At 53.7% G+C, this 14,073-nt stretch carries 13 protein-coding genes; all 13 read left to right on the plus strand.

From position 1 onward, the window contains the following. Positions 1–2: 2 nt before the first annotated feature. On the plus strand, positions 3–2,165 hold the full coding sequence (gene wzc, locus ACS603_RS00190) for a tyrosine-protein kinase Wzc (protein WP_474943552.1): 2,163 nt from the start codon (positions 3–5) through the stop codon (positions 2,163–2,165). A gap of 88 nt (positions 2,166–2,253) precedes the next feature. Then, a complete protein-coding gene (gene wcaA, locus ACS603_RS00195) occupies positions 2,254–3,096 on the plus strand; it encodes a colanic acid biosynthesis glycosyltransferase WcaA (RefSeq protein WP_014070940.1) in 843 nt (280 codons plus the stop codon). Then, positions 3,096–3,587 (plus strand): colanic acid biosynthesis acetyltransferase WcaB, encoded by a 492-nt coding sequence (gene wcaB / locus ACS603_RS00200; RefSeq protein WP_474943553.1) that lies wholly within the window; start codon positions 3,096–3,098, stop codon positions 3,585–3,587. The genes wcaA and wcaB overlap by 1 nt, the downstream gene beginning before the upstream one ends. Then, positions 3,584–4,801, plus strand: coding sequence for a colanic acid biosynthesis glycosyltransferase WcaC (wcaC, locus tag ACS603_RS00205; RefSeq protein WP_474943554.1), 1,218 nt, complete (start codon positions 3,584–3,586; stop codon positions 4,799–4,801). The genes wcaB and wcaC overlap by 4 nt, the downstream gene beginning before the upstream one ends. Then, the gene (gene wcaD, locus ACS603_RS00210; RefSeq protein WP_474943555.1) at positions 4,776–5,996 is read left to right on the plus strand and encodes a colanic acid polymerase WcaD; all 1,221 of its coding nucleotides are present in this window, start codon (positions 4,776–4,778) and stop codon (positions 5,994–5,996) included. The genes wcaC and wcaD overlap by 26 nt, the downstream gene beginning before the upstream one ends. A 16-nt stretch (positions 5,997–6,012) precedes the next feature. Further along, positions 6,013–6,759, plus strand: a complete 747-nt coding sequence (wcaE, locus tag ACS603_RS00215; protein ID WP_474943556.1) for a colanic acid biosynthesis glycosyltransferase WcaE — start codon at positions 6,013–6,015, stop codon at positions 6,757–6,759. Positions 6,760–6,774: 15 nt separating this feature from the next. Further along, a complete protein-coding gene (wcaF, locus tag ACS603_RS00220) occupies positions 6,775–7,329 on the plus strand; it encodes a colanic acid biosynthesis acetyltransferase WcaF (RefSeq protein ID WP_315686134.1) in 555 nt (184 codons plus the stop codon). Between the two features lie 20 nt (positions 7,330–7,349). Then, complete coding sequence (gene gmd, locus ACS603_RS00225; protein ID WP_182061685.1) at positions 7,350–8,471, plus strand: GDP-mannose 4,6-dehydratase; 1,122 nt, start codon at positions 7,350–7,352, stop codon at positions 8,469–8,471. A gap of 2 nt (positions 8,472–8,473) precedes the next feature. Further along, a complete protein-coding gene (gene fcl, locus ACS603_RS00230) occupies positions 8,474–9,439 on the plus strand; it encodes a GDP-L-fucose synthase (RefSeq protein ID WP_182061684.1) in 966 nt (321 codons plus the stop codon). A gap of 2 nt (positions 9,440–9,441) precedes the next feature. Beyond that, complete coding sequence (locus ACS603_RS00235) at positions 9,442–9,921, plus strand: GDP-mannose mannosyl hydrolase (RefSeq protein ID WP_182061683.1); 480 nt, start codon at positions 9,442–9,444, stop codon at positions 9,919–9,921. Continuing rightward, a complete protein-coding gene (wcaI, locus tag ACS603_RS00240) occupies positions 9,918–11,141 on the plus strand; it encodes a colanic acid biosynthesis fucosyltransferase WcaI (protein ID WP_474943557.1) in 1,224 nt (407 codons plus the stop codon). The genes ACS603_RS00235 and wcaI overlap by 4 nt, the downstream gene beginning before the upstream one ends. Positions 11,142–11,144: 3 nt before the next feature. Then, positions 11,145–12,581: a mannose-1-phosphate guanyltransferase gene (cpsB, locus tag ACS603_RS00245; RefSeq protein WP_182061681.1), complete on the plus strand. Its 1,437-nt coding sequence runs from the start codon at positions 11,145–11,147 to the stop codon at positions 12,579–12,581. 111 nt (positions 12,582–12,692) lie between these two features. Next, positions 12,693–14,063, plus strand: a complete 1,371-nt coding sequence (gene cpsG, locus ACS603_RS00250) for a colanic acid biosynthesis phosphomannomutase CpsG (protein ID WP_182061680.1) — start codon at positions 12,693–12,695, stop codon at positions 14,061–14,063. Positions 14,064–14,073 lie beyond the last annotated feature (10 nt).

The raw sequence follows: 14,073 nt of genomic DNA on the forward strand, positions 1-14,073 counted from the left end.
CAATGACAGAAAAAACAAAACCTTCTGCCGCCCCGATATCGGGCAGTGATGAAATCGATATTGGCCGTCTGGTTGGCACGATTGTAGAGGCGAAATGGTGGGTTCTGGGCATAACTGCCGTGTTTGCCACGGCGGCCATTGTTTACACTCTGTTCGCCACGCCAATCTACAGCGCCGATGCGCTGGTGCAGATCGAACAAAATACCGGTAACTCACTGGTGCAGGATATTGGCTCTGCGCTGGCGAACAAACCGCCGGCATCCGATGCCGAAATTCAGCTGATCCAGTCGCGTATGGTGCTGGGAAAAACGGTTGACGATCTGAATCTGGATATTGCCGTCACCAAAAACTCCTTCCCGGTATTCGGTGCGGGATGGGACAGGCTGATGGGGCGCCAGAACGACACGGTAAACGTGACCACCTTTACCCTGCCAAAAGGCGGTGCCGATCAAACCTTCACGCTGACCGTGCTTGGGCCAAAGCAGTACCAGCTTACCAGCGACGGTGGTTTTAGCGCGCGCGGTGAAGTGGGACAGATGCTGAGCAAAAATGGCGTCAGCATGATGGTAAGTGCCATTCAGGCCGCTGAGGGCAGCGAGTTTACCGTCTCGAAATTCTCCATGCTGGGGATGATCAACAACCTGCAAAACAACCTTAGCGTCACCGAAAACGGCAAAGACACCGGCGTGTTGAGCCTCAGCTTTACCGGTGAAGATAAGGATCAGATCCGCGACATCCTGAACAGCATCACCCGCAACTACCTTGAGCAGAATATTGCGCGTAAATCGGAAGAGGCGGCCAAAAGCCTGGCTTTCCTGGCAAAACAACTGCCGGAAGTGCGTCAGCGTCTGGACGTAGCCGAAGAGAAGCTCAACAGCTATCGCCAGAAGAAAGACTCGGTGGATCTGCCGCTGGAAGCGAAGTCGGTACTGGATTCGATGGTGAATATCGATGCCCAACTGAACGAGCTGACCTTTAAAGAAGCGGAGATCTCCAAGCTCTACACCAAACGTCACCCGGCGTACCGCACCTTGCTGGAAAAACGCCAGGCGCTGGAAGATGAAAAAGCCAATCTCAACAAGCGTGTGAACTCCATGCCGGAAACCCAGCAGGAGATCGTTCGTCTGACCCGTGATGTGGAATCTGGCCAGCAGGTTTACATGCAACTGCTGAACAAGCAGCAGGAGCTGAAAATCACCGAAGCCAGTACCGTGGGCGATGTGCGCATTGTTGACTCCGCCATCACACAGCCCGGCGTGCTGAAACCGAAAAAAGCGCTGATTATTCTGGGCAGCATTATTCTCGGCTTGATGCTTTCCGTGATGGGTGTGCTGCTGCGCTCGCTGTTTAACCGCGGTATCGAAAGCCCGCAGGTGCTGGAAGAGAATGGCATCAGCGTTTACGCCAGTATTCCGCTGTCGGAATGGCAGAAATCGCGTGATAGCGTCAAAACGGTTAAAGGCGTTAAGCGCTATAAGCAGAGCCAGTTGCTGGCGGTGGGCAACCCAACTGACCTTGCCATCGAGGCGGTTCGTAGCCTGCGCACCAGCCTGCACTTCGCCATGATGCAGGCCAAAAATAACGTGCTGATGATGACCGGGGTGAGCCCGTCAATCGGTAAGACGTTTGTCTGCGCCAACCTGGCGGCCGTGGTGAGCCAGACCAATAAACGCGTTCTGCTGATCGACTGCGACATGCGTAAAGGCTACACCCACGAACTGCTGGGCACCAATAACGTCAATGGCCTGTCGGAGATCCTGCTTGGTAAAGGGGAGATTGAACAGTGCGCCAAACCGACCTCAATCCCGAATTTCCATCTTGTGCCACGTGGCCAGGTTCCGCCAAATCCGTCTGAACTGCTGATGAGCGAACGCTTCAGCCAGCTGGTGGAGTGGGCGAGCAAACACTACGACCTGGTGTTGATTGATACCCCACCAATTCTGGCCGTAACCGATGCTGCCATTGTGGGTCGCCATGCGGGCACTACGCTGATGGTGGCGCGCTATGCGGTGAATACCCTGAAGGAAGTGGAAACCAGTCTGGGCCGCTTTGAGCAGAACGGTATCGATGTGAAAGGGGTGATCCTGAACTCTATCTTCCGTCGCGCGAGCAGTTATCAGGATTACGGCTACTACGAGTACGAATATAAATCTGACAGTAAATAAAGCCCCTCACCCAGACGGTGCGGGATATAACGACATGTTGCCTTTCACCCTCTCCCCAAAGGGAGAGGGCTGGGGTGAGGGGAATACCATGACCACACAACGCCCTTTGATTTCTATTTATATGCCGACATGGAATCGTCAGCAGTTGGCGATCCGCGCAATTAAGTCGGTCCTGCGTCAGGACTACGATAACTGGGAACTGCTCATTGTTGATGACTGTTCCTCTTCATACGAACAACTGCAAAAGTTCGTGACTGACCTCAATGACCCACGGGTGATGTACACGCATAACGCCATCAACTCCGGGGCGTGTGCGGTACGTAACCAGGCGATATTGCAGGCGCAAGGGCAGTATCTGACCGGGATTGACGACGATGACGAATGGACGCCCAACCGTCTGTCGACCTTCCTGTCGCACCAGCATCAGCTGGTTACACATGCGTTTCTGTATGCCAACGACTATGTTTGCCAGGGCGAAGTCTATTCGCAGCCAGCGAGTCTGCCGCTGTATCCGAAATCACCGTACTCCCGTCGTCTGTTTTACAAGCGCAATATCATTGGTAATCAGGTCTTCTCCTGGTCCTGGCGCTTCAAAGAAAACCTGTTCGATACCGAACTCAAGGCGGCGCAGGATTACGATATTTTCCTGCGCATGGTGGTGGAGTATGGCGAACCCTGGAAAGTGGAAGAAGCCACGCAAATCCTGCATATCAATCACGGGGAGATGCAAATCACCTCGTCGCCGAAGAAATTTTCCGGCTACTTCCACTTTTACCGCAAGCACAAAGACAAGTTCGACCGTGCCAGCCGTAAGTATCAGCTCTTTACCCTCTATCAGATCCGCAATAAGCGCATGAACTGGCGCACACTGCTGACGCTCTTTTCCGTGCGCAATACCAAGCGTCTGGCTGATGGACTTCGGGGGAAATAATGTTTCTGGAAGACTGCCGCGCGAACAGCTGGAGCCTGCGCCCTTGCTGCATGGTTCTGGCCTATCGCATCGCACATTTTTGCTCGGTATGGCGCAAAAAAAACGTGCTGAACAATATCTGGGCAGCACCGGTTCTGGTGCTGTACCGCATCATCACCGAATGCTTTTTTGGCTACGAAATTCAGGCAGCCGCCACCATTGGCCGCCGCTTCACCATCCACCACGGCTATGCCGTGGTGATCAATAAGTTTGTGGTCGCGGGTGATGACTTCACCATTCGCCACGCGGTGACCATTGGCAACCGTGGGCCGGCGAGCCTTACGTGCCCTGTCATCGGGAATAACGTCGAGCTGGGCGCCAATGTGGTGATCATTGGTGACATTGCCGTGGGTAACAACGTAACCATTGGTGCCGGCAGCGTGGTGCTGGACAGCATTCCTGATAACGCGCTGGTGGTGGGCGAGAAAGCCCGCGTGAAGGTGATCAAATGAATATTCTGCAATTTAACGTTCGTCTGGCTGAGGGCGGGGCGGCAGGCGTGGCGCTGGATCTTCACCAGCGCGCGCTGGAAAAAGGATTACAGTCGCGTTTCATCTACGGCTATGGCAAAGGCGGCAAAAAAAGTGTCAGCCACGATGACTACCCGCAGGTGGTGAAACAGACCCCGCGCGTGACTTCCATCGCCAACATTGCGCTTTTCCGTCTGTTTAACCGCGATCTGTTTGGCAATCTGAACAACCTGTACCGCACGGTAGCGCGCTCGGCCGGGCCCGTGGTGCTGCATTTTCATGTGCTGCATAGCTACTGGCTGAATCTGGAAGAGGTTGTGGCCTTTTGCGAAAAAGTGAAAGCACATAAACCAGACACCACTTTTGTCTGGACGCTGCATGACCACTGGAGCGTGACCGGACGCTGCGCCTTTACCGACGGTTGCGAAGGCTGGAAAACGCACTGCCAGAAGTGCCCAACGCTGACCAACTATCCACCGGTAAAAGTGGACCGGGCGCATCAACTGGTGGCGGGAAAGCGCCAGCTCTTTCGCGAGATGCTCGCGCTTGGCTGCACGTTTATCTCCCCCAGCCAGCATGTGGCCGATGCCTTCAACAGCCTCTACGGGGCAGGGCGTTGCAAAATCATCAATAACGGGATCGACGTGGCAACCGAAGCTATCCTGGCAGAGCTGAAACCCGTGGCGCACACCGCAGGCAAACCGAAAATTGCCGTGGTGGCACACGATCTGCGTTACGACGGCAAAACCAATCAACAGCTGGTGCGCGACATCATGGCGCTCGGCGACAAGATAGAGCTGCATACCTTCGGTAAGTTTTCCCCGTTTGAAGGGGCGAACGTGATTAACCACGGATTCGAAACCGACAAACGTAAACTGATGAGCGCACTGAACGGCATGGATGCACTGGTCTTTAGCTCCCGCGTGGATAACTACCCGTTGATCCTGTGCGAAGCGTTGTCGATTGGCGTGCCGGTGATTGCCACCCACAGCGATGCAGCGCGTGAAGTGCTGGAAAAATCTGGCGGCAAAACCTTCAGTGAAAATGAGGTGCTGCCGCTGGTGCAACTGCCAAAGCCCGCCGTCGCGCAGGCCGTTTTTGGCACTGACCTGGAATCGTTCCGCAACCGCAGCCGTAAGGCGTACAGTGGCCAACAGATGCTGGAGGAATATGTCTCGTTCTATCAGAATCTGTAGTTATCTGCTGCTGCCGCTGATCTACCTGCTGGTCAACGTCAAGATTGCCCAGCTCGGCGAAAGCTTCCCCATTACCATTGTGACGTTCCTGCCGGTCTTACTGCTGCTGTATGTCGAAAAAATCAGCCTGAAAAAGCTGATGATTGCCCTCGGCGTTGGATTTAGCCTGACGGCATTTAACTACATCTTTGGTCAGTCGCTGGATGCCAGTAAATACGTCACCTCGACCATGCTGTTCGTTTATATTGTCATTATTATTGGCATGGTCTGGAGTATTCGCTTTAAAACTATTTCACCGCACAATTATCGGAAAATCCTTAGGTTCTTTTATATTGCCGTTACGTTAATTGTGATGCTGGCTGCACTGGAAATGGCGCAAATTATTTTGACCGGTGGCAGTAGCCTGATGGAGATGATTTCGAAATATCTCATTTACAGTAACAGTTATGTACTGAACTTCATTAAGTTTGGCGGCAAGCGTACTACCGCACTCTATTTTGAGCCGGCATTTTTTGCTCTGGCGTTAATCTCAATTTGGCTCAGCACCAAACAGTTTGGTATCAAAACCCCCAAGACCGATGCTATGATTCTTGCAGGGATTGTTCTGTCGGGTTCTTTCTCAGGGGTAATGACATTTATATTGTTCTACCTGCTGGAATGGGCGTTTCAGTATCTGAACAAGGATGCGATAAAGAAAAAGCTGCCGCTGGCGATTATCTCCCTGACGGTGTTTTTAGTCGGCGTAATATTTGCATTCCCGTACATCTCAGAACGTCTGGGTGATTTGGGAACGGAAGGTTCGTCGTCCTATTATCGCATTATTGGGCCGCTGGTCATGGTGGGCTATTCATTAACCCATATTGATGGCGTAGTCAGATTTGGCTCACTTTACGAATATGTTGCATCATTCGGAATCTTTAACGGTGCAGATGTCGGTAAAACCATAGACAATGGTCTGTATCTGTTAATTATTTATTTTTCGTGGTTCGCCGTATTGTTGACGCTGTGGTATCTGTTTAAAGTTTTCAAAATGATGATTAACGCGTTTGGGGATAATCAGAACTTTCGCGTGCAGCTTTATCTTTTTACGCCAGTGTCGCTGTTCTTTACGGGGTCAATATTTAGCCCGGAATATGCTTTCTTGATTGTCTGTCCGTTTATTCTGCGCAAGGCACTCAATATTACGCGCGTATGACGAAATGAGGTGGTTTATGTTTCTTAGCGTGATTACTGTCGCCTTTCGCAATTACGAAGGCGTGGTAAAAACCTGGCGCTCGCTACGCAACCTGGCACGCGATCCAAGCCTCACTTTTGAATGGATTGTCGTGGATGGTGGCTCGAATGACGGTACGGCTGAGTTTTTGAAAAAACTCAACGGGGAGTTCAACTTACGTTACATCAGTGAGAAAGATAAAGGCATCTACGACGCCATGAATAAAGGCATCGACATGGCCCAGGGGCGCTATGCCATCTTTCTGAATTCCGGTGATGTGTTCCATGAAGATGTTGCGCTCTTTGCCCGTCAGCTGGCGCGGCAGAAAGAGGACGCCATGTATATTGGTGATGCGCTTCTGGACTTCGGCGATGACCATAAAGTTCTGCGTAGTGCAAAGCCAGGCTGGTATATCTACCACAGTTTACCGGCCAGCCATCAGGCTATTTTCTTCCCGACCGTGGGGCTGAAAAAACAGCCGTATGATTTACAGTATAAAGTGTCATCAGATTATGCACTGGCAGCAAGTTTGTATAAGTCGGGTTACCCGTTTCGTCGAATTAAAGGCACGGTGTCTGAATTTTCGATGGGTGGTGTGTCAACTTCGAATAATCTGGAATTGTGCCAGGATGCAAAAAACGTACAGCGCAATATATTGCGAATGCCGGGGCCACTGGCGGAATTATCTTATTTATTGCGTCTGAAAACGACGGGTAAAACGAAAGCCTTATATAACAAAGCCTGAATATAAGGAAGCGTAATGCAGGAACTCAATGGGTTCTCCGTGCCGAAAGGTTTTCGGGGCGGGAACGGTATTAAGGTGCAGTTATGGTGGGCGGTGCAGGCCACATTATTTGCCTGGTCACCGCAAATACTGTATCGCTGGCGCGCATTTTTATTACGCTTGTTCGGTGCAAAAATCGGAAAAAACGTAGTCATTCGCCCGTCAGTCAAAATTACTTATCCGTGGAAATTAACGCTCGGTGATTACGCCTGGGTGGGTGATGACGCGGTGTTATATAGCCTGGGTGACATCACCATTGGCGCAAATTCAGTGGTATCACAGAAGTGTTATTTGTGTACCGGTAGTCACGATTTTATGAGTCAGCATTTTGATATTACCGCTTCGCCTATTGTGATTGGTGAAAAATGCTGGCTGGCGACAGATGTGTTTGTCGCACCGGGTGTTTCTGTTGGTGATGGTACCGTTATTGGTGCCCGCAGCAGCGTTTTTAAATCGCTTCCGGCAAATAAAGTTTGCCGTGGCAATCCCGCAGTGGTGATACGCGAACGCGTAGAAACTGAAAAACTTTGATAAGTACAGAGGAAATTAATATGTCTAAAGTCGCTCTCATCACCGGCGTTACCGGACAGGATGGTTCTTACCTGGCAGAATTGCTGCTGGAGAAAGGTTATGAAGTACACGGTATTAAACGTCGTGCCTCTTCGTTCAACACCGAGCGTGTGGACCATATCTATCAGGATCCTCATGCGAAAAACCCGAAATTCCATCTGCACTACGGCGACCTGACGGATACCTCCAACCTGACCCGTATTCTGCAAGAAGTGCAGCCGGATGAAGTCTACAACCTGGGTGCGATGAGCCACGTGGCCGTGTCGTTTGAATCCCCGGAATATACCGCTGACGTTGATGCCATGGGTACGCTGCGTCTGCTGGAGGCGATCCGCTTCCTCGGTCTTGAGAAGAAAACCCGTTTCTACCAGGCGTCTACCTCTGAGCTGTATGGCCTGGTGCAGGAAATCCCGCAAAAAGAAACCACCCCGTTCTACCCACGCTCCCCATATGCGGTAGCCAAACTGTACGCCTACTGGATCACCGTAAACTACCGCGAATCCTACGGCATGTATGCGTGTAACGGCATTCTGTTCAACCACGAATCCCCGCGCCGTGGTGAAACCTTCGTGACCCGTAAAATTACCCGCGCGATCGCCAACATTGCACAGGGTCTGGAGTCTTGCCTGCACCTGGGCAACATGGATTCCCTGCGTGACTGGGGCCATGCCAAAGACTACGTGAAAATGCAGTGGATGATGCTGCAACAGGACAAGCCAGAAGACTTCGTTATTGCGACCGGCGTGCAGTATTCCGTGCGTCGTTTCGTTGAAATGGCTGCGGCACAACTGGGTATCAAACTGCGTTTCGAAGGCACTGGCGTTGACGAGAAAGGCATCGTGGTTTCCGTGACAGGCCATGATGCACCGGGCGTGAAACCGGGTGATGTGATTGTTCAGGTTGACCCGCGTTACTTCCGTCCTGCTGAGGTAGAAACCCTGCTGGGCGATCCAACCAAAGCGCACGAAGTGCTGGGCTGGAAACCGGAGACCACTCTTCAGGAGATGGTGTCTGAAATGGTAGCCAAAGACCTTGAAGCGGCGAAGAAACACTCACTGCTGAAGTCCCACGGCTACGAGGTTGCCATCGCGCTGGAGTCCTGAGAATGACCAAACAACGTATTTTTGTCGCCGGTCATCGCGGCATGGTGGGTTCCGCCATTGTCCGCCAGCTGGAACAACGTGGTGACGTTGAGGTGATTGTCCGTACGCGTGACGAGCTGAATTTGCTCGACAGCAAAGCCGTGCAGGATTTCTTTGCAGACTCGCGTATCGATCAGGTGTATCTGGCGGCGGCAAAGGTGGGCGGCATTGTCGCCAACAACACCTACCCGGCTGATTTCATCTACGAGAACATGATGATTGAGAGCAACATTATTCACGCCGCGCATCTGCACAACGTGAATAAGCTGCTGTTCCTCGGTTCATCCTGTATTTACCCGAAAATGGCGAAACAGCCGATGGCGGAAAGCGAGCTGCTGCAAGGCACGCTCGAAGCGACCAATGAGCCGTACGCTATTGCCAAGATTGCCGGGATCAAACTGTGCGAGTCCTATAACCGCCAGTACGGTCGCGATTATCGCTCGGTCATGCCGACCAACCTGTATGGGCCGAACGATAATTTTCACCCGAGCAATTCGCACGTGATCCCGGCGCTGCTGCGCCGCTTTCACGAAGCGACGGCTGATAACGCACCGGATGTGGTGGTGTGGGGCAGCGGTACGCCGATGCGTGAGTTCCTGCACGTGGACGACATGGCGGCAGCCAGCATTCACGTGATGGAGCTGGATCGCGAAGTGTGGCAGGAGAACACGCAACCGATGCTCTCGCACATTAACGTGGGCACCGGCGTGGACTGCACCATTCGCGAGCTGGCGCAAACCCTGGCGAAAGTGGTGGGTTACAAAGGCCGCGTGGTGTTCGACGCCTCAAAACCCGACGGCACACCACGTAAATTACTGGATGTAACGCGCCTGCATCAGCTGGGCTGGTATCACGAGGTGTCACTTGAGCAGGGGCTTGCCAGCACCTATCAGTGGTTCCTGGAAAACCAGCACCGCTTCCGGGGGTAGATATGTTTTTAAATCAGGAAGACTTTGCCACGGTAGTCCGTTCCACTCCACTTATCTCAATCGATTTAATTGTGGAGAACGAACGCGGCGAGTTCTTGCTGGGGAAACGAACCAACCGCCCGGCACTTGGGTACTGGTTCGTACCCGGTGGACGTGTGCAGAAGGATGAGACGCTCACCAGTGCTTTTGAGCGTCTTACCCTGGCGGAACTCGGGCTGCGCTTGCCGCAGTCTGCAGGCCAGTTTTACGGGGTCTGGCAGCACTTCTACGACGATAACTTTTCCGGGGCTGATTTCACCACACACTACGTGGTGCTCGGTTTTCGCCTGAAGGTGAATCAGGCAGACCTTCGTCTGCCTGATGCTCAGCATGACGACTACCGCTGGCACAAGCCAGAGGCGTTGCTGGCAAGTGACAACGTACACGACAACAGCCGCGCCTATTTTTTGGCGGAGCGTCAGGCTGAGGTGCCGGGCTTATGAAAATCCTCGTATACGGAATCAACTATTCGCCGGAATTAACGGGGATTGGTAAATACACCGGTGAAATGGTCGAGTGGATGGCAGACCAGGGTCATGACGTGCGGGTCATTACCGCGCCGCCTTACTACCCGGAATGGCAGGTGGGCGAGCGCTACTCTGGTTGGCGGTATCGCCGCGAACAGGGCGCGGCAACGGTCTGGCGCTGCCCGTTGTACGTGCCGAAACAGCCTTCGACGCTGAAACGTTTAATTCATCTGGGCAGTTTTGCCCTGAGCAGCTTCTTCCCGCTGATGGCACAACGTCGCTGGAAGCCTGAACTCATTATCGGCGTGGTGCCCACGCTGTTTTGCACGCCAGGAATGCGCCTGCTGGGCAAGCTTTCGGGTGCGCGCACCTTGCTGCACATTCAGGACTACGAAGTGGACGCTATGCTGGGGCTGGGAATGGCCGGGAAAGGCAAGGGTGGCAGGGTGGCAAAACTGGCCAGCGCGTTTGAGCGTAGCGGCCTGCACAACGTGGATTACGTCTCGACCATCTCACGCTCAATGATGAATAAAGCGCAGGAGAAAGGCGTCGCAACGGAAAAAGTGATCTTTTTCCCGAACTGGTCTGAAGTGGCGCGTTTTCGCAATGTGTCTGAACACGATGCAGTGGCGCTTCGTGAACAACTCGGTTTGCCTGAAGATCAAAAAATTATTCTTTACTCGGGCAACATCGGGGAAAAGCAGGGGCTGGAAAGTGTGGTTGAGGCTGCCGGACAGCTTAGCCGTCATGCCCTGACGTTTGTGATTGTCGGGCAGGGTGGCGGTAAAGCGCGACTGGAAAAAATGGTCAGCGAACGTGGCCTGACCAACGTGAAATTTTACCCGCTTCAGCCGTACGAGACGCTGCCGGCGCTGCTGAAGATGGGGGACTGCCATCTGGTGGTACAAAAACGCGGTGCAGCAGATGCCGTGCTGCCATCAAAACTGACCAACATTCTGGCGGTAGGCGGCAATGCGGTGATCACCGCCGAGGCCGATACCGAGCTGGGTCAGCTATGCGACAGCTACCCGGGAATTGCGGTTTGCGTTGAGCCAGAGTCCGTTGAGGCGCTGGTTACCGGGATCGAACAGGCGCTCGCGCTGCCTAAAGAGAACATCGTGGCACGTGAATATGCCGGGCGCACGCTCGAAAAAGAGAATGTCCTTAGCCAATTTATTGCAGATATACGGGGATAAATAATGAGTCAAACCAAACTTTTTCCGGTCGTGATGGCTGGTGGCTCTGGTAGCCGGTTGTGGCCGCTGTCCCGCGTGCTCTATCCAAAACAGTTCCTCTGCCTGAAAGGGGATCTCACCATGCTGCAAACGACAGTTTCTCGTCTGAACGGCGTGGAGTGCGAAAGCCCGGTGGTGATTTGTAATGAACAACACCGCTTTATCGTGGCCGAGCAGCTACGTCAGCTCAACAAGCTGACTGAAAACATCATTCTGGAGCCGGCAGGGCGCAACACGGCGCCAGCCATAGCACTGGCGGCGCTGGCGGCAAAACGCAGCAGCCCGGAGTGTGATCCGATGATGCTGGTGCTGGCCGCTGACCATGTTATCCAGCAGGAAGACATCTTCCGTGACGCAGTGCGTTCCGCCATTCCTTACGCCGAGAGCGGCAAGCTGGTGACTTTCGGGATCGTACCGGATCTGCCAGAAACCGGTTATGGCTACATCCGCCGGGGCGATGTCACGCCAGGTGAAGGCGAGAGCCTGGCGTTTAACGTGGCGCAGTTTGTCGAAAAACCGAATCTGGAAACCGCGCAGGCCTATGTCGGCAGCGGCGAGTATTACTGGAACAGCGGTATGTTCCTGTTCCGCGCCGGGCGCTATCTGGAAGAGCTGGAAAAATTCCGCCCGGATATCCTCACTGCCTGTGAAAAAGCGATGGATGCGGTTGACCCGGATCTCGACTTTATCCGTGTGGATGAAGAAGCCTTCCTCGCCTGCCCGGAAGAGTCCATTGACTATGCCGTGATGGAGCGCACCGCGGATGCGGTAGTGGTGCCGATGGATGCCGGCTGGAGCGACGTTGGCTCATGGTCATCCTTGTGGGAGATCAGCGCACATACCCCGGAGGGAAATGTCCACCATGGTGATGTAATCAGCCATAAAACGGAAAACAGCTATGTGTACGCTGAATCCGGGCTGGTTACCACGGTGGGCGTGAAGGATCTGGTTGTTGTTCAGACCAAAGATGCCGTGCTGATTGCTGACCGTAACGCGGTTCAGGATGTCAAGAAAGTGGTCGAGAAGATCAAGGCAGATGGCCGACATGAACACCACATTCATCGCGAAGTGTATCGCCCGTGGGGCAAATATGACTCCATCGATTCCGGCGATCGCTATCAGGTAAAACGCATCACCGTGAAGCCAGGGGAAGGGCTGTCTGTGCAGATGCATCATCACCGCGCCGAACACTGGGTGGTGGTGGCCGGAACCGCCAAAGTAACCATCGACGGTGAAATCAAACTGATTGGTGAAAACGAGTCCGTGTATATCCCGCTTGGGGCGACGCATTGCCTGGAAAACCCAGGGAAAATTCCGCTCGACCTGATTGAAGTTCGCTCAGGCTCGTATCTGGAAGAGGACGACATTGTGCGCTTCCAGGATCGCTACGGGCGAGTGTAACGCCTTCGCATCATGCCCGGTGGCGCTGTGCCTGCCGGGCCTACGAATGACAAAAATGAAATTGGCCATTACATGGTCAGGGCCAACTGTTGCCTGAAAAAAGGGGTCATCATGGAAAAATTAACCTGTTTTAAAGCCTACGATATTCGCGGCAAGCTGGGCGAAGAGCTGAATGAAGACATCGCATGGCGTATTGGTCGCGCGTATGGCGAATATTTAAAACCGAAAACCATTGTTCTGGGCGGCGATGTGCGTCTGACCAGTGCGTCACTGAAAAGTGCACTGGCAAAAGGGTTGCAGGATGCAGGCGTCGATGTGCTGGATATTGGTCTTTCCGGTACGGAAGAGATCTATTTTGCCACCTTCCATCTGGGCGTGGACGGCGGTATCGAAGTGACCGCCAGCCATAACCCGATGGACTACAACGGCATGAAGCTGGTGCGCAAGGGCGCGCGACCTATCAGCGGCGATACCGGCCTGCGCGACGTGCAGCGTCTTGCCGAAGCGAACGACTTCCCGCCGGTGAACGAGACAAAACGCGGCAGCTACAAACAGATCAACCTGCAAAAAGAGTACATCGACCATCTGCTTGGCTACATCAACGTGGCAAACCTCAAGCCGCTGAAGCTGGTGATTAACTCCGGGAACGGTGCCGCTGGCCCGGTTGTCGATGCCCTGGAAGCGCGCTTTAAGGCGCTGAACGTCCCGGTCACCTTCATTAAAGTGCATAACACCCCGGACGGTAACTTCCCGAACGGTATTCCTAACCCGCTGCTGCCCGAGTGCCGCGATGACACCCGTAATGCGGTGATCGAACACGGCGCGGATATGGGTATCGCCTTTGACGGCGACTTTGACCGCTGCTTCCTGTTTGACGAAAAAGGCCAGTTTATCGAAGGCTATTACATCGTTGGCCTGCTGGCAGAAGCGTTCCTCGAGAAAAACCCGGGAGCAAAGATCATTCACGATCCACGCCTGTCGTGGAATACCGTCGATGTGGTGGCGGCTGCGGGCGGCAAGCCGGTGATGTCCAAAACCGGCCACGCGTTCATCAAAGAGCGGATGCGTGAAGAAGATGCCATCTACGGTGGCGAGATGAGCGCCCACCACTACTTCCGCGATTTTGCTTACTGCGACAGCGGGATGATCCCGTGGCTGCTGGTGACGGAGCTGCTGTGTCTTAAAGGACAGACTCTGGGCGAACTGGTACGTGACCGTATGGCGGCATTCCCGGCAAGCGGGGAGATCAACAGCAAGCTGGCGCTGCCGGCCGAGGCGATCGCCCGCGTAGAGCAACACTTCGCCCTTCACGCGCTGGAAATTGATCGAACCGATGGCATCAGCATGTCGTTCCCGCAGTGGCGGTTCAATCTGCGTTCTTCAAACACCGAGCCGGTGGTGCGCCTGAATGTGGAATCGCGGGCGGATGTCCCACTGATGGAAGCGCGAACGCAGGACATTCTGGCGTTGTTGAATCAGTAAAACTTGCCCC

This window comes from Enterobacter sp. Li2LvB3 (assembly GCF_056156645.1).